Raw genomic sequence first — 17,410 nt, 5'->3', positions numbered from 1 at the left:
GGCGGCCAGAAACAAGTTTCTCAATAAGGAGCGACAAGAATGGTGCGGAACGGATGAAAAGAAGGCCGCCATCCGTCCGAAGTTCGCAGTCGGCCTATGCCATGGAGGGCTGGAAACGGCTGCGATCTTCGGTAAATTCTAGTCCGGAGGGCCGGCGGAACCAAGAGAAGCGGGGCCGGAATATATCTCAATTTGAATAAGCAATATATCTCAATGACGCAGACGCTCCATCTCATTGTTGGAAATTACGGTTCCAAGCAAAATGGAAACACTGTCGAGCAGGTAGAGACATTAAGGAACCGCGCTCGCGCGGCCGGCAAGGACGTCTCGCTTTTCATGGATGCGGCGTTGGCTGCAACGCTCGACAGGCGGCACTACTACTTCCAGGCAATTCGCGAACTACTTTTCCCACGCTGGTAGGCAGCGGCGCGGCATGACTGTTTTGGTCATGGCGGCCCTCATCTGTCATTTACCAGCCGGCAGCTTTTGAGTTCTTATGGCTCGGCAACTTTCTCGCCGCGATGCGGTGAAGTCGTTGGTCGTTGGCGCGACCGCGGCGACGCTAGCGAGTGCGCGCAACGCGCATGCCGCGGCTGAGAAAGGATCGCTGCTACAGGTCGATCTGACGCCGCGATTCGAGTTGTCTCCTTATCTCTATATGCAATTCATGGAGCCGTTGGGCGTCACCGACAGCTCTGTCGAGGCTTCGTGGGACCATTTGCAAGATCGTTGGCGGCCAGACTTGATCGCCGCTACGCAAGATTTGGCGCCGACGATGATGCGTTGGGGCGGGATCTTTACCGATTTCTACCGCTGGCGCGAAGGCGTCGGGCCGCGTGACAAGCGTCCCCCGATGGTCAACCTCATGTGGGGCGGCCTCGAATCAAACCAGATCGGGACGGCTGAGTTCATCGACTTCTGCCGGCAGGTGAAGTCTGAGCCGCTGATGTGCGTCAATTTCGCTGGCGACGGTCGCAAGCAGTATCGCGAAGCGAAGGGGAGCATGCGGTGGGGCGACGCTCAGGAAGCGGCCGACTGGGTCGCTTACTGCAACGATCCCGATAACGCCGAACGCCGCGGCCACGGATTCGCCGATCCGCTGACGATTCGCTACTGGCAGTTGGGAAATGAAACCTCGTACGACAACCGAGGCTTCAACAAGGGCGAGGCGATCGCCAAGACGATCGAGTTTTCAAAGGCGATGCGGCAGGTCGATCCCTCCATTCAAGTGATCGCCTGGGGCGATTCGGGGTGGGCGGCCGACATGTACGAGCAAGCGGGCGACCACGTCGACATGCTCGCGTTCCATCAGATGTTCAACCCGGATAGCGATGAGCGTCCGGTGCTGCGAGGCGAACTCTACCGTCGCGATCCGGCGGCGACGTGGGATTGCCTGATGAACGCTTGGCAGATCAACGACCGCAAGATTCGCGAAACACGCGACGGACTAAAGGGCCGCGACGTGCCGCTGGCGATGACGGAGTGCCACTTTGCGATTCCGGGACGTAACCGCTGCGATGTTCTTTCCACCTGGGCGACGGGGGTTTCCTACGGGCGGATTTTGAACAACCACCAGCGGCACGGCGACGTGCTGAAGATCGCCACCGCGGCCGATTTTTGCGGCACGCGGTGGCAGGTGAACGCGGTGATGATGCCGACGCCGCACGGCAAGTCGTATTTGATGCCGGTCGCGCGGGTGATGAAGCTCTACCGCCATCACATCGGCGAGCAGGCGGTGGAAGTGACTGATGTTCCGGATGGCTTGGACGTTGTGGCAAGCCGGACCGGCGACAAACTTTTCTTGCACGTCGTGAACACGAATCGCGATCGGGCGGCGTCCGCAGAGTTAAACCTCGCGGGCGCGACGATCAAGCGTGCGACGGCGTTTGAAATCGCGGACGACCCGATGGTCGAGGTCTCCGATTTGAACAGTGACGACGTGATGCAGATCGCCGAGCGGACGCTCTCGAACGACGGGAAGTGGGAATTCCCGGCGGCCTCGGTGAGCGCGGTGGAGATCGAGCTCACGGGATAGCGAAGCATCGGGGCCGCTGTCGATCCGCAGCCTGCCTGCCTGGGGGGCAGCCAGGAAGGTGCGGTCGACAGCGGCGCCCCTTTAAATCAAAGGCTCAAGCAACCGAGCCGACAACGACGTTAAGAACGCGTGAAACTGGAACTGCCGAACGAAACGTATCCAATCTAGCGAACCGAACTGAGCCCCAGTTTTTGTCTGCCGCAACAACATGCATCAACAATCGCTGATAACCGCTTTGCTCGTCGCCTGCTGGCTAACCGCCGGCTGGGGCGAGTCGGCGCGCGCCGCCTACACGGTGGAACGCGTTGTCGGCGGTCTCAATCAGCCCGTCGGCATGACACAGGCGCCCGGCGACAATAGCTCTCTCTACATCGTCGAACGGAGCGATACAGGCAACCAGCTTGGTCGCATTCGTAAGTTCGACATGCAAACTCAAACATTCAGCACTTTTCTCGACGTTGCCGGATCGATCAATTCCGATGGCGGACTCCTTGGCCTAACTTTTAACCCCGACTACCAAACAAACGGCCTCTTTTATACGACCAGCAACAACAACGGCACGAACGCCCTCGACGAATACAAAGTCGTCTCGGGTACGCCCGTCCTCCAGCGCCGCCTGCTTCAATATCAGAACCTCAACAACGTCTTCCATACGATCAACCAAGTTCATTTCCGCCCTAATGGCAACAACAACGAGTTGTTCGTCACGATGGGCGACGGCGGCACCCAGGCCGATGAAGCAGGATTCAACCCCGCGCTCATCGAAAGCCCAACGTCGGTTTACGGAAAGATGCTGCGGTTCGATCTGACGGCCAGCTTCCCCACCCCGGCTACGGACGCCACGCATGCCGGCGTCAGCGTGGCGTTGACGGGGCTTCGCAATCCGTTCCGCTCGGGCTTTGATCGCCAAACGGGCGACTTCTACATCGGCGACGTCGGGTTCAACACCGCCGAAGAGGTGAACTACGTCCCCAGCAGCTTCTTCGCCAATCCCGCCAACCCGCCCCTCAACTTCGGTTGGACGTCGCGCGAGGGCACCATCGCGACGACCCAACCCGGCGTCGGGGGCCCCGGCTCGCCCGGCGACCTCAACCCCATCTTCGACTACGCCCACTACAGCAACCCCCTGCCCCACCCGACGCAACTTGTTGGCAGCTCGATCACCGGCGGTTACGTGTATCGCGGCCCTGTTCCGGAACTTCAAGGCCGCTACTTTTTCTCCGACTTTTCCAACGGCAACGTTTACTCAGGCAACTTCAACACAAGCACGCCGACGTCTAGCTACGACGGTACGAATCTCACTGGCCTGACGAACCACACGACGGCTTTCGAAACCGCCATCGGCGGCGGAGCGAACATCCAGTTCGTGACGTCGTTCGGCGAAGACAACGCCGGCAATTTGTACATCGTAAAGTTCGGGAACGCCTTCTTCCCCGCGCTCGGCCAAGGCGAGATTTTCCGCATCGTGCCGGCGGCCGCCATCAATGTGACGGTCAATCGCGACACGGGCGCGATCACGTTGACAAACAATACGACGGCAGCCGTCAATCTCACGGCACTCACCATCAGCTCGCCGTTTGGAGCGATCAATCCAACGGCGCTGACGTCGATCACCGGCCATTACGACTCGACCGGCAACGGCTCGGTCGATGGCAACAACCCCTGGCAGATCACCTCAGCCGCCGGGAATAACCTGACGTTCACCGAAGTCACCACTGGCGACGCCGGCACGCTGGGCGTCGGCCAGCAGATCATCCTGTCAGCCGGCGGCGGTTGGTTGAAATCGCCGACGCAAGACTTGGCGATTAGCCTGATGGTGAACGGTTCGCCGCTGGCGACCACGGTCGCCTACGCGGGTAACGGCGGCCACGCCTTTGGCCGTAGCGATCTCAACTTCAACGGTACGCTGACGGCAGCCGATTGGGCGGTCTTCCTCACCGGGGCCTACGCCAATCTTTCGGGACTCAGCAAAGCCGAGTCATACGCCCTCGGCGATTTGGACGGCGACGGCGACAGCGATTTCGTCGACTTCCGTTTGTTCAAGCAAGATTACGACGCGGTCAACGGCGTTGGCGCGTTCGTCGCGATGTCGGGCATCGTGCCCGAACCAAGTGCGGCGTTTTTGTTGAGCGTCGCCTGCGTGGCGGCCACGCTTCTCGTTCGATCCCCTCATGCTTTCACAGCGCAGCGCTGCCTGGCGGTCGCTGCCACTCGTCAACTCGGTTAGGACGCATCTCCTTTGAAAGGAACCTTCATGAGCCCTCGCGGCCCGCAGCAATCAACATCCGCTTCTCGCAGCCTCTCCCGAACTCTCTTTGGAGGACGTTTGATGAACACCGTGGGACAATCCAAGAAATCGGCGGCCCGTCGGCTTTTGCTAGCCGCTGGGACGCTCGCCATGTTTGCCGCACCGGCTGAAGCCGTGCTGGTGCACAAGTACACGTTCAACAACGGCAACGCCAACGATTCAGTCGGCACCGCGAACGGCACCGTCATCGATAACACCGGCATCTCCAGCTACACCGGCGGTGCACTCGATCTGACGCGGAACAACAACGCCAACTCGAACCAGGACTTCTCCTTGCCGACGACCGTCGGAGCATACGTTGATTTGCCCAACGGCGTGTTCTCGTCGGCAATGAACACCGGTAGCTTTGGCGCGGCGACGCTAGAAATCTGGGCCACTCCGCAGGAAAACCGCAACTGGGCCCGGCTTGTCGACTTCGGCACCAGCAATGGCGGTGAAAATACCTCCGGCGGCGCTGGCGCGTCGGCCTACGTGTTGATGACTGCCCAGCAAAGCATCAATGGCCAAGCGTCGGCGTCGGTCCACACCGCGGGCGGCGTTGAAAACTTCGCCCACAGCGGGGCGCCGCTCGCCGTCGGCGTCAAAAGCCACATGGTCGCCGTTTTCGACCATACGAACACGACTGCCGGCCCGAACGGGACGCTGACGCTGTACATCAACAACGGCGCCCCAGTTACCGCGGCGATTCCCACTGGAATTGACCTCACTGTGTTGAATGACAACAACAACTGGCTCGGACGCGCTCAGTGGCCCGATCCGTTGTTCGACGGACTCATTGACGAGTTCCGGATTTACGACAACGCGCTGACTGCCGGTGAAGTCGCGGCTTCCTTCACCGCCGGGCCTGAGCCCGCACCGGTGCCGGTGCTCACCGTCAACCGGTCGACGGGCGTGATCTCGTTGAGCAACCAGTCTGGCGGCGGCATCAACGTGACGGGCTACTCGATTGGCTCCGTCGGCGGCGGTTTGAACCCCGCGACCTGGACGTCGATCGACGCCGGCAACACGTTCGACCCGAACGGAACGTGGACGAGCAGCTCTTCCACGAACCTGAGCATTGCCGAATCGGTCACCGGCGGAACGCTCGACGGCGGCACGATTGCCGGCAACGGCTCGGCCTCGATCGGCGCCGCTTGGAAGAAGACTCCGATTGAAGATCTGACCTTCAACTACACGATGAATGGCGGCGCTACCGGAGCGGGACAAATCGTCTACACCGGCACGGCGGCCAAACGCAGCGATTTGAACGGCGACGGTTTGGTGAACGCCGCCGACTGGGCGGTGTTCGTCCCGAACGCCTCCACCGCGTTCGCTACGGACCCCGCCGTCACGGCCTACCTCAAAGGCGACCTGGACGGCGATAAGGACAACGATTACGCCGACTTCAAGCTTTTCAAGGCAGACTATATCGCCGCCAACGGCGAGGCTGCTTTCGCCGCACTCGGCGCCGCCGTGCCCGAGCCGGCGACGCTTGGCCTCGCGGGGCTGGCCTCCGTCGCGCTCGTCGCCGCCCGGCGCCGCGCTGCCGGAAAGTAATTGGCTCAGTCGTAGCGTCTGCTAACGAAAACACTTCTCACAACGATCAAAACTTGACTTCAATCTGGAGTTTCAACATGCAACGGCGACAACTTATCCCTGGGGCCATGCTCCTCTTGACGGGCGCCATGTCGGCCGCCAGTCTCCAAGAGGCCGGCGCAGCCATTACCAACCGCTATAGCTTCACGACCGACGCCAACGATTCGATCGGCGGGGCCAACGGCACCGTGATCGACGCCGGCGTTCCCACTGGCGTGTTTGCCGGCGGCCAGTTCGATATGTCGGCCAACACCGGACAAGGATCGAATAGCGGCATTTCGGAAGATGCCTACGTCGATTTTCCGAACGGCATCATCTCGGCTGCGGCTAACGGCGGGACGCCTGGGCAACTGACGATCGAAACCTGGGCCACTTCCTCGACGAATCGCGGTTGGGCCGCCCTGTTCTCGGCTGGCACGAGCAACGGCGGCGAAGGCGTTTCCGACGGCGGCAATGCGGCCGACTACATTCAGATTATTCCGCAGAATGGCGCCACCAACGTCATCCGCACGACGACGCACACGAAGAACGTCGGTACGGAAGGTTTCGTCGACTTCAACGTTCCGATGTCGACGACCGATCAGACGCACTTGGTGACGGTCTACGATCAAAGCGGAGGGCTGCCGGGGACGATTACCCTGTACGTCAACGGCAAGCTCGCCGGCACCAACCCGATGGCTGCTGGATTTAACCTGTCGACGCTCGTCGACAACAACATCTGGCTCGGTCGGTCGCAATGGCCAGACTCGATCTTCGACGGCAAGATCAACGAACTGCGCGTTTACAACACGGCGATGACGGCCACCGATGCGCTGTCGCACGCGGTGTTCGGTCCAGACGTGCTGAATCCGGGCGGCAACGTGGTTCTTGAAGTCAACAAGAACACCGGCGCCGTCACGCTGAAGAACACCGCTTCGGCTCCGTTGGCCATCGACTTCCTGCGGATCAGCAGCGTCGGCGGCGCCCTCAGCACCGCCAATTGGAATAGCCTCGACACGCAAAACTTCGGCGCCGTCGACGGCCCGGATGCGGGCTCGGTCGCCGGCGACTCCGCTGGCGAAGGTTGGGATAAGGCGACTGCTGGCTCGAACGCCAACCAACTCGTGGAGCAATTCCTGGGCGCTGCGGGTTCGACGCTCGCGGCTAATTCCTCGATTAGCCTGGGCAACGCGTTCAACACGTCGATCTTCGGCAGCGGCGTCGACGGCGATCTGGTGTTGGAGTTCGGCCTGAATGGCGGCGCTCTGATCACCAGCACGGTTTCCTACGTTGGCGTCGCCGGGCTGCCTGGCGATTTCAACAACAGCGGCAAGGTCGACGGCGCCGACTTCCTGTTGTGGCAACGCAACTTTGGTCAGCCGGGCTACGACGCTGCCTCGCTGGCGACGTGGAAGGCCAACTTCGGCGCCGGCGCCGCGGAAGTCGCCGCGGCTGCGGTCCCAGAGCCGGCCGCGCTCGGCTTGATCGTCATGGCGGGAATCGCGCTCGCCGCGACGCGCCGCCAGCGGTAAGTCGCAATCGACTACGGCAGACCGAAGCGGCATGACGCCGCTTCGGTTTGCCAATGTCGTCGACGGTTCAGACGGGGTGCAAGGCGGGCCCTTCCGAGCCGTGCAAAAGAGGCACAATCGTCGCGACCCTGAATGCCTTAGACATCCGTAGACGAACAACCAGCAAGAACGCATGGCTGCCGTAAACGCTCAAATGTCTTTTGAGACCACTTAGCGATGTGCGGCGGCAAATCGCAGAAAAATGACAATACGCTAGCGACCAGCAATGGACGCCTCGCCCTGCCTATCAGCCGGGCCTAGAATGCAAAAGTTAGTTCTTCTCGGAAAGGAATGAGCTTGTCATGAAACGTCTTTGCCCCCCCAGGCGTGTTCTTGGTTTTACTCTTGTTGAACTGCTGGTCGTCATCGCGATTATTGGCGTGTTGGTCGCCCTGCTGTTGCCTGCCGTTCAAGCGGCGCGCGAAGCGGCGCGTCGGACGTCGTGCCTGAATAATTTGAAAAACCTTTCGCTCGGGTCGATGAACCACGAATCGTCGAAGAAGATGCTCCCGCCCGGTCGTAAGTTCGACCGTTGGGATACGTATACCTGGACGCAGTTCGTTCTCCCTTACATCGAACAGCAAGCCGTCTATCAGGGCTACTGGACGATTCCTGATCCTGTGTACACGACCAATATTCCTGGCGCGAATGGGCCGATTGGCGATGAGGTACGTTTGCGGCAGGCTCGGCACTCGCAAGTTCCGCTCTTCTACTGTCCGAGCGACATCACGCCAGCGGCGAATGAAATGGATACGCCGGCTTTCGGTTTCTGGCGGGGCTCGTATCGTGGCTGCGTCGGAGCCGGCGATATGTACGGAAACAAGCTTGGTTTTATTGATGGAGTCGTCCCCGAGTTTGGATGGAAGGGGGCCATGGGGGTCGTGCCAGTGCCCGTCTCTTCAGCGGCCAATTCTCCTGTGCCTCTGAATCCCGGAGTCCGTTTGAAGGAAATCTCCGACGGCACTTCGCGAACGGTTCTCTTTTCCGAAGGTATCGTGCCCTTAACGACCGCCTGGGGCGGCGCCATTGGGGAGACGATCTATGGAAACATGGGTGGCGCGTTGTTTTCTAACTATACGACGCCCAACAATAGCTCAGAGGATGTGATTGCCGGCGACTGCCCGCCCATCGACGCGGGTTATTTGCCTCTGTGCAAAACAATAGCTCCCGGCTCTCAATCGGGGAAACAAGCTGGAGCCACCATATATGCGGCGGCGCGCGGCGTGCACCCCGGCGGCGTCAACACGTCGATGGTCGACGGTTCCATCAAGTTCGTCTCCGATGGAATTGATCAGCTGGCTTGGCGCGCCGTTGCTACGATCAGCTTTGATGAAACCCTCGACCTTCCTTAACGGATTGCGGGGTTGGCGGAAGCTAACTTCCGCGCGAAGGAACGCTTGTTTTGCCTCCTGGGAGCTCGATATGGTGAAGGTTGGCTGGCAGAGTTTGCTAATTGCGCTCGCGTCGTTTCCGCTGCTTGGATGTGGCGGCGCAGGCGACGCTTCGCTGACGGGGAGCGTGACCTACAATGGGGCGCCCGTCGAGTCTGGAAGTATTAGCTTCATGCCCCAGGGTTCCGGTACTCCGTTCGGCGGCAGGATCGTGGCTGGCGTCTATACCACCGAGAAGGCGAACGCCGGTACGTTCATTGCGATGGTTAGCGCAAACGCCGGCGACGCCGCTCCTCGCACCCGTGAAGAATCCGAACAACGAAGAAACGCTCCGTCGCCGAATTACATCCCTGGAAAAGCAGAAGGCAACGGGAAGAGCGTTGAAGTCACCGGCGACGGCCAAACGCTCGACTTTGCAATTACTGGTCCACCCCGCCCCTAGCAGAGCGGGCTTCATCTCGGTTAGCGATTGAGCGCCGGATAAGAGCGGTACAGTTGAAGACGGCGTCGGTTGATGAAACCGACGCCGTCTTTTTCGTGGAGTTCGCGTTTTTCGGTTTTCGCTCGACCGTTCGTCTTCCCCGTGCGGGCTCATCATGAATAAAGTGACGCTTGGAGCAACGATCCCGTTGAACTAGCGACGCCGTCAGCATGAACAAAGCCTTCGTCCGCGAGCCAGAACCCGACGGCCGCGCCTTCTGCCCCCGCTGCGGGGCGCTCGGATCGCCGGTCGAGCATCAGGTGCTCAATCGCTACATCCGGCCTGAATCGCGCGGCATGCTCGGCGACACGGCTTGGTTCTGCGCGTTCCCCCGTTGCGACGCGGCGTACTTCAACCTCTTCGACGCCGTCGTGAGCATCGACGAGTTGACGACGCCCGTTTACCCCAAGGATCTCGACGCGCCGATTTGCGCCTGCTTCGGTCTGAACTACGACGACGTCGCGGCCGACGTGGCCGACGAGGTTCCGACGCGGTTGCGGGCGAACATGGAACGCGCGAAGACCGCAGCGCGGTGCGAACAACTCGCGGCCGATGGCCGCAGCTGCGTGGGCGCCTTGCAAGAGCTCTACCTGCGGCTGCGCAACGGACGCTAAACAATACGGCGCGGATGCCGGCGAAATCCTGAACGGTCCCGCCCGCTTGGAAACTCGCTCGTGTTCCGCTCTCCACTGCGTTGCTCATTTGATGCTAGCGCCAGCAGAATCTGCGCAAAGTTGACATCAATCTGTCAGTTCGCTATTTTGCCGAACATCTAGCCCCTCATTTGGGGGCGCGCCTCCTTTTCAGACCACTTTTCGGTGAGTCGACAAGTCTCGACGGTACGGTGACGCCTGCGGGTACGTCATCGCCCGCATGGTTCCAGCAGCTTTTCTCTGGGGCCGTGAGCTTTCAACCACAGATCAAAACAGCCGACGTGGCGTGAATCGACGCGACGGCTGCAGTTCGCTTGCGCGCTTCGGCGGAAACTCACGTGACCGCGCGGCGGCGAATCCAACGACATGATGAGCACGTTTCCAAACGCCCTAGATGGAGTTCAACGAATGCGAAACAGCATGAGTCGACGAATCGTCCCCGCCTTCTTCTTGAGCGTCGCCGCGCTAGCAGGGACGGCGAATCGCGCCGCCGCACAAGTCTTCGACGACTTTTCGGATCTGAACGACACCGCCAATCCCGCATGGACGCATCTAGATGGACTAGTTCTATCTGACGGCCAGACGTGGGACGCCTCTACAGGTCGTTATCGGCTGCGAGGACCTACCAACGGGTACACTCTAGGCGCCAACGGCGACTTGGGATTTGTCGGGAGCTACGTCAATTCGAGCTTTACCGACGTCAAAGTATCCGCTGACTTTGTTGAGCCAGCGACCGCGTCGGCGTTCGGAATCACAGCCCGCATCGATGGAAACAACACCTTCAACGAACTCCGGGGGTACGGTTACATGTACGAGCCGTTCGCCGCGGGAGGCCTGGGAGAGATGGTGTTGTTCAAGATGACGGGTTTGAACCTGCACGACATGGGGTCGCAGCAGGTGACGCTCGATCTCGCCAATAAAGACTACACGTTTTCCCTGGAGATCATCGGCAACCAGTTGCATGGAAAGGTTTTGGAGATCGGCGGCGGGGTCGTCGCAGAGAAGACGGCGACCGATTTAACGAATCCCTACACGAGCGGGCATTCCGGTCTCTTCGCTTACTCTGGATCAGCGCGTCACGCTTACGCTGAGTTTACGGTTGATAACTTTCGCTCTGAAGCTCCCAGCAACGCGATCCCTGGAGACTTCAATGGCGATACGCTCGTCAACAACGACGATCTCGTCATCTGGAAAGCTGCATACGGGCAAACGGACGTGGGCGATGCCAACGGAGACAATGTGACGGATGGAGAAGACTTCCTCATTTGGCAGCGTGCGTTTGGAGCCGGCGCACCGCTGGCGTCGGCAGCGACTGCAGTTCCCGAGCCGGCAACGCTGGCGTTGATCATGCCCGCCCTGCTGGCTGCGGGAGCGCTCGTGCGGTGCGGGACGGGATGTCTGCACCGGAGCTAAACGGGATTTAAGAAAGGCGGTGGCGCGCTCGCACAGAGATGAGGAAAAAGATGATGGATGCTCGTTCTCGCTTGGCTCGCGGCTTCACATTGGTTGAATTGCTGGTTGTCATTGCGATCATCGGCGTGCTGGTCGCGCTACTGCTCCCCGCGGTCCAGGCGGCGCGTGAAGCGTCGCGGCGCGCGCAATGCGTAAACAATCTGAAGCAGTACGGCTTAGCTCTGCAGAATTACGCGTCCGTCAAGGGAGCATTCCCTAAAGGCTCGCTGCTTAAACCCTCTTCGCTTAACGACGTCTACGCGAATGCAAACGCCGTTTTGCTTCCGTATTTCGAGCAAGCGGCTTTGAACTCGTTATACAACCAGAACCTTCAGTGGGAGGACCAGACGGTCGAAACGATCGCGACGCCGATAGCAATGTTCAAATGCCCTTCTTCTTCGGCGTTGAACCCCTACGATGACCCGCAGCTCTTCGCGGCGATCGAGCGGCTGTCCTTTGGGGTAGGCGAGTACGGCTTTTGCATGGGATACACAGATGCTTTCTGCGCCCGTAATGGGGGCAAGGAGGGCGATATCCCAGCGTCGCAGAATGGCATGTTCAATACCTCGTGGGGCGCTTCGATGAAGCAAATCACTGACGGGCTGAGCAACACCATCGCCATGGGAGATTGCAGCGGAGATCCTCGCTGGAAAGTATGTCACGGAGCGAAGTGCGGAGAACAAGATTTGGTTCCCATTCCCGGCGGAAGCGAACTGCCGACCGCGGCAATGGGCTGGATTATCGGAGAGCCGAATAGTAGGCAGTTCTTTGAGACGCTTGGAGCAAGATCGGGATCCTACGGTTGCACCGTCGAAGCCATCAATAAGTATCCCGTGACGGATACATTTATTAGCTTCACGCAGTTCGGCATCGACGCCAACGAGTTCAAGAAAGGGACGTCCGGGTACTACTGCAAAGCGAGCTTTGAAGGCGGGTCGCACTCAGCCAGCAATTATCGCAGCGATCATCCGGGCGGATGTAATTTCCTGTTTGCAGATGGATCGGTTCGATTTCTGGTCGAAGGAATTGACATGACGACGTATCGAGCTCGATCGACGATCGCCGGCGAAGAGGTTGTGTCCGATTAAAGCCGCCAGACGTGCCGGTCTTGAATGAACTTGAATTTTAGAAGAGTACAACTATGCGTTTGAGCTGGCTAGCTTTGCCAATCGTTCTTGGGGCGATCGTTTCTGCTGGAGTGGGTGCAGCTCGAGAGCCCGTCGTAGCCACCGCTCCCGTGGCGGCGGAGTCGATCCCCGCCGCTTTGAAAGACTACGTCACCGCCCCCGATGATAGCTACGGCTACAAGGTCGTCGGCTCCGAGAAAGTCGACGGCTCCCCCGTCCACAAACTGGAACTCACCTCACAAACGTGGCACGACATTCCCTGGAAGCACGCCCTGTACATTTACGTCCCCGACAACGTGCAACACAAACAAACAGTGCTCCTCTTCATCACCGGCGGCCGGATCGGCGGCACGCCGAGCATGGACGACATGAAGCTGGGGGCCAGCCTCGCGAAAGCGGCGGCGATGCCGGTTGCCTATCTTCATCAGGTGCCGAACCAGCCGCTGCTCGGCGACAAGGTCGAAGACGATCTCATCTCCGAAACTTTCCTCCGCTACGTCGACAGCCGCGACCCCACCTGGCCCCTGCTCTTCCCGATGGTGAAAAGCGCCACGGCCGCGATGACGGCGATTCAGGACTTCGGCAAGACGCAATACGACGTCGACGTGGAGCAATTCGTCGTTACCGGCGGTTCGAAACGTGGCTGGACGAGCTGGCTGACCGCCGCAGCCGACGATCGCGTCGCCGGCGTGGCGCCGATCGTCATCGACACGCTCAACCTGCCCGCGCAGATGAAGTATCAACTCGAAACCTGGGGCGAGTACAGCGAGCAGATCGCCGACTACACGAGCAAGGGGCTCGTCGACGTGATGCAGAACCGTCCCGATATCCCGCTCTGGCAGTGGGTCGATCCCTACACCTATCGCAGCGAACTGAAGCTTCCCAAACTGCTGATCAACGGCACCAATGATCAGTACTGGACGGTCGATGCGCTCAACCTGTACTGGGACGGCCTCATCGGCGAGAAGCACGTCCGCTACGTGCCGAACGCCGGGCATGGGCTTGATGGCGGCCGCGAGGCGGCGTTGATGACGCTCGCCGCGTTCGCGCAGCATGTGGCCGAGGGCGAGCCGTTGCCGGAACTCAAGTGGGAGCACGCCGGCGACGATGGCGAACTGCGGCTGACGATCAACTCGACGCCGCAACCGGAGTCGGTGCGACTGTGGGTCGCCCGGTCCGACACAAAAGACTTCCGTAACGCCAAGTGGGAAGCGACCGAGCTAGCCGTCGACGGCGACAGCGCGGAGTACGTCGGCGTCGTCGCACGCCCGGAGAAGGGTCACATCGCCCTCTTCGGCGAAGCGACCTACAAACAGGGTGCCCTCCCCTACAACCTGTCAACGACGCTCCGCCGCGAGTAACTAGCGTTACAAATGGGCACCGCAAGCGATGAGACGCCTTACTTGCCGTCCTTTTTCAACATCGGCTCGTAAGGAACGTCATCGAGGTTAATCCCTTCGAACGGTCGCGTCTCCGGCAGCACGCGCACGCTCGTCGTGACCTTGAAGGGGAACGTGCCCCCGGAATCGTACTCAAGCTCTACGAACGACGCGCTCCACCCTTTCTCCGGCGTGGCAATCTTCGCCACGTACGCTCCGTCGGCCTCGGGCTGAATGTCGGTGCTTTGGTAAGCCTTGCCGATCGTCACCACGCGGAAGTCGCGGGCGTTGGGATTAACCGCCTGCCACAGCTTCACCGCCCGCGGTTTCTGGTCGGTAGTGACGCGAATCCCGCCGTCTGCTTCGAAGGTCCACTTAGTTTCTGGGCGTGGACGATCCGCGAGCAACATTTGGTAAAACGCAACAATGCTCGTGACCGCATCGATGCTGCCGTCGACCGAGTGATCGGCGTTTGGCACGTAACGCAGATGCTTTTCCCCCTTGAGGTCGTCAAAGTAAAACTGCGACGAGTCGGGGCAGAAGAACTGATCGCCGCTGCCGTTGACGATGTATTTCGGCATCGTCAATCGGTCGAGGTAAAAATATGGGTCTTCAATCGCGTAGAGCTCGCGCATCCGCGGGTGGGTTGAACGTTGCAGGATTTTGTGCTGGTAGTAGTTGCCAACCGCCGTCGCCCAGAAGCCGTAGACCGCGGCGTGGTGCTGCATCGTCTTCTCGCAGTTGACGACGTCGATGACGATCGGCACGATCGCTTCGACGCGCGGGTCGACGGCGCCGATCATCCAAGTCGTCCAACCCCGTTTCGACGCCCCCGCGACGACGAACTTCTCGATCGGCGCCCCCTCCCCTTTCGACCACTCCTGCAAGCAATCCATTGCGGCGGCGACGCTCTTCACCATCGGCAGCCGCGGCAGCCACTTCGCGTCCCCCGTTTCGAGGAACTGAGCCCAGCCGTAGCCGATGAGGTCGTCTTCCTTCCGCGGCTTGCCGTCGCCGTGAAAAATGAGCGGCTGGTTCGGCACCATCTTGAGCTCCGCAACAATGCTGCCGGTCGCTTCGGCGATCATCCGCACCGCCATGTTGGCATCGTCGGGCGCCGGTCGATCGTTGCCGCCGCCGGCGACGATGAGGAACGCCTTGTTCGTCGTCAGTTTCGCCGGCTTCACGACGACGAGGTAATGCTCCCACACCGTCCGGTCGACTTCCTCGGGGCTGCGCCACCCTTGCGACGTGAGCTTGATGACCGTCGTTTCACTCGGATTTTCCTCGATTTTCTTCGCGACTTCCCACTTAAAGTTGGGATCGGCCTGCTGGACGTACTCAATCAGCGGCGACGTTGCGGAAGCGGTCGCGGTCGCGGCTTCCTTCGCCGCACAAAATGGTTGCAGGCCGAACGACAGCGCAACGTAGGCGAGCACGCGCGTCAACTTGAAACGCATCGAGAAGCTCCGAAGTGAACGATGACCGTGAGGCGGTGCAATGCCGCCGCAACGATTGTGGCGAAACATGCGAACGCGGTTAGTGCCGATCGCAGTACTCTACCGCAACCCCGCCCCCCGCATAGAGGGCGGCGACTGCCGGTTGATGCTTCCGCAAAATCATCTCGCGGCGCAAACTCAACTTGGGAGTGATCAGCCCCTCGGCGACGGTGAACGGTTCGTACAGCAAGCGGAACCGCTTCACCTGCTCGTACGGCGGCAATCCTTCGAGTTGCTTGCGCACCAGTTCGCAATAAAAGGCGACGATCACCGGCTCCTCAATCAACTCCGCCGGCGACGAGACGCCGACGCTATGCGCGGCTGCCCACTGCCCGAGCAAATCAAAATCAGGAACAATCACCGCCGCCAGATACGGCTGATTGTCGCCGACGACCATCGCCTGAAAAATCAGCGGCTCGCGCGTCAGCACCCCTTCGATATGCGGCGGCACCACCTTCTTCCCGGTGGAGAGGGCGATCAGTTCCTTCTTGCGGCCGGTAATCGAAATAAATCCGTCGGCGTCGATGGCGCCAAGGTCGCCGGTGTAGAGCCAACCGTCGCGAATCGTCTGCCGTGTCAGTTCCGGATCTTTCCAATACTCCAGCATGACATGCGGACCCTTGGTGAGCAGTTCGCCGTCTTCCGCGATGCGGACCTCGACTCCGGGAATTGCTCTGCCGACGCTGCCGCGGCGATACTCTTCCGGCGACGACATCGAGATCACCGGCGAAGATTCGGTGAGCCCGTAGCCAGGCAACAGCAACAACCCGCGCTCGTGATAGAAGTCGAACGTCGCGACCGGCAGCGCCGCCCCGCCGCAAATGCAGGCCCGCAAGTTGCCGCCGAACAGTTGCCGCAGCGTCACGGCCGCCCCGCTCTCTTCGGCCGCGGCGACCTTCTGCCCCACCCGCTGGTAAAAGTACGGCACGCCGTTGATCAGCGTCGGTTGCGTTCGCGCACAATCGGCGATGACTGACTCGCGACTCGCCGCGAGCACAATCTGCGACCCGCCGATAAGCCAGGCGTACAGATCGCACGTCCGCGCGTAGATGTGGCTGAACGGCAGAAAGTTCATTCGCCGCTCGGTTCGCGGCTCCGTCAGCCCGACGATGACGGCGTAGGCGTTGGAACTGAGATTGGCGTGCGTCAGCGCCACCGCCTTCGGCTCGCCGCTGGTCCCCGACGAGTAGAGGATCGTCGCGACGGTCGCAGGATCGAAGGTCGCCAGCCGGCTCTCGATGAGTTGCCGGCCGTCGTCGACCGAGTATTGCTGCAACCGTTCGAGCAGCGGCGGCGTTCCATCCGCCGCTGCAATCAGTTCAATCGAATCATGAGCAATCAGCCCTGGCGAATGCTTCTCCAGTTCGCGGGCAAGCGCCGCCGTCGCGATCAATGCCAACCGCGGTTCGGCGTGCGCGATCTGCGCCGCGGCCGCCGGAGCCGGCAACGACCCATGCAGCGGGATGTTGATCGCTCCCACAAGTTGCATCGCCAGGTCAATGACGATCCACTCGTAACTATTGTCGCTCCACAAAATCAGCCGATCGCCGCTGCCGATCCCGCGCCGCTGCAGCAAGACGCACATCCGCGCGACGTCGTCGCCAAGCTGCTGCCAGCTAACTTCGCGAACCCCGCCGGCGCCGGGCAGCAAGATCGCCGTCACGTCCGGCGTCGCGTCGAGGTGTTCAAACAGCGCAGCCGCTAATGGCCGCTCGGTCGCGGGAGCCGATAAGAGCGTCGCCATGCAAGTCTCCTGAAAACTCGCTGCCAACCAGATCGAAAAGAGAAAGCGGAAGAGTCGCCGCCAGCGCCGCTGGCCGAACGGGCGTTTAGTGTAACACGAAGCGGCGAACTTTGTTTCGCGATTTCGTCAGCCGGAGACGTACTCGCTGGAAAGAAGCAGTGGCCAAATTTAGTTGTTGAAACTGGGCCACCCAATCCGCTAGTGTGCATGCTGCAC

General features: G+C 60.5%; 13 protein-coding genes. 11 read left to right on the top strand and 2 right to left on the bottom strand.

Annotation, left to right across the window (positions count from 1 at the left end):
* Nucleotides 1-213: 213 nt before the first annotated feature.
* The 11 genes from PLANPX_RS18655 (at nt 214) to PLANPX_RS18605 (ending at nt 13,933) form a co-directional block, all read left to right on the top strand.
* Nucleotides 214-420 (top strand): hypothetical protein, encoded by a 207-nt coding sequence (locus PLANPX_RS18655; RefSeq protein ID WP_152100191.1) that lies wholly within the window; start codon nt 214-216, stop codon nt 418-420.
* A gap of 76 nt (nt 421-496) precedes the next feature.
* Nucleotides 497-2,035 (top strand): alpha-L-arabinofuranosidase C-terminal domain-containing protein, encoded by a 1,539-nt coding sequence (locus PLANPX_RS18650; RefSeq protein ID WP_152100190.1) that lies wholly within the window; start codon nt 497-499, stop codon nt 2,033-2,035.
* A gap of 208 nt (nt 2,036-2,243) precedes the next feature.
* Entirely contained in the window at nt 2,244-4,262 is a 2,019-nt protein-coding gene (locus PLANPX_RS18645; RefSeq protein ID WP_152100189.1) for a PQQ-dependent sugar dehydrogenase, read from the top strand.
* A gap of 102 nt (nt 4,263-4,364) precedes the next feature.
* Entirely contained in the window at nt 4,365-5,879 is a 1,515-nt protein-coding gene (locus PLANPX_RS18640) for a LamG domain-containing protein (protein WP_172992169.1), read from the top strand.
* Between the two features lie 107 nt (nt 5,880-5,986).
* Nucleotides 5,987-7,429, top strand: a complete 1,443-nt coding sequence (locus tag PLANPX_RS18635) for a LamG domain-containing protein (RefSeq protein WP_172992168.1) — start codon at nt 5,987-5,989, stop codon at nt 7,427-7,429.
* Nucleotides 7,430-7,770: 341 nt separating this feature from the next.
* Nucleotides 7,771-8,820, top strand: coding sequence for a DUF1559 domain-containing protein (locus PLANPX_RS18630; RefSeq protein WP_152100187.1), 1,050 nt, complete (start codon nt 7,771-7,773; stop codon nt 8,818-8,820).
* Nucleotides 8,821-9,031: 211 nt separating this feature from the next.
* Complete coding sequence (locus PLANPX_RS27470) at nt 9,032-9,301, top strand: hypothetical protein (protein WP_172992167.1); 270 nt, start codon at nt 9,032-9,034, stop codon at nt 9,299-9,301.
* Between the two features lie 209 nt (nt 9,302-9,510).
* Nucleotides 9,511-9,954 carry a hypothetical protein gene (locus tag PLANPX_RS18620; RefSeq protein WP_152100185.1) on the top strand — a complete coding sequence of 148 codons (444 nt, stop codon included), beginning with the start codon at nt 9,511-9,513 and terminating at the stop codon, nt 9,952-9,954.
* A 459-nt stretch (nt 9,955-10,413) separates the two neighbouring features.
* A complete protein-coding gene (locus PLANPX_RS18615; protein ID WP_152100184.1) occupies nt 10,414-11,406 on the top strand; it encodes a hypothetical protein in 993 nt (330 codons plus the stop codon).
* A 50-nt stretch (nt 11,407-11,456) separates the two neighbouring features.
* Nucleotides 11,457-12,533: a DUF1559 domain-containing protein gene (locus tag PLANPX_RS18610; RefSeq protein WP_172992166.1), complete on the top strand. Its 1,077-nt coding sequence runs from the start codon at nt 11,457-11,459 to the stop codon at nt 12,531-12,533.
* A 110-nt stretch (nt 12,534-12,643) separates the two neighbouring features.
* A complete protein-coding gene (locus tag PLANPX_RS18605; RefSeq protein ID WP_172992165.1) occupies nt 12,644-13,933 on the top strand; it encodes a PhoPQ-activated pathogenicity-related family protein in 1,290 nt (429 codons plus the stop codon).
* A 38-nt stretch (nt 13,934-13,971) separates the two neighbouring features.
* Here PLANPX_RS18605 and PLANPX_RS18600 read toward each other — a convergent pair whose 3' ends face one another.
* Both PLANPX_RS18600 and PLANPX_RS18595 read right to left on the bottom strand, forming a co-directional pair.
* Complete coding sequence (locus tag PLANPX_RS18600) at nt 13,972-15,411, bottom strand: PhoPQ-activated pathogenicity-related family protein (RefSeq protein WP_172992164.1); 1,440 nt, start codon at nt 15,409-15,411, stop codon at nt 13,972-13,974.
* Nucleotides 15,412-15,490: 79 nt separating this feature from the next.
* Nucleotides 15,491-17,194: an AMP-dependent synthetase/ligase gene (locus PLANPX_RS18595; RefSeq protein WP_152100180.1), complete on the bottom strand. Its 1,704-nt coding sequence runs from the start codon at nt 17,192-17,194 to the stop codon at nt 15,491-15,493.
* Nucleotides 17,195-17,410: the final 216 nt, after the last annotated feature.

The organism is Lacipirellula parvula (assembly GCF_009177095.1).
Lineage (GTDB): Bacteria > Planctomycetota > Planctomycetia > Pirellulales > Lacipirellulaceae > Lacipirellula > Lacipirellula parvula.
This window is presented reverse-complemented; position numbering and strand designations above follow the sequence as displayed.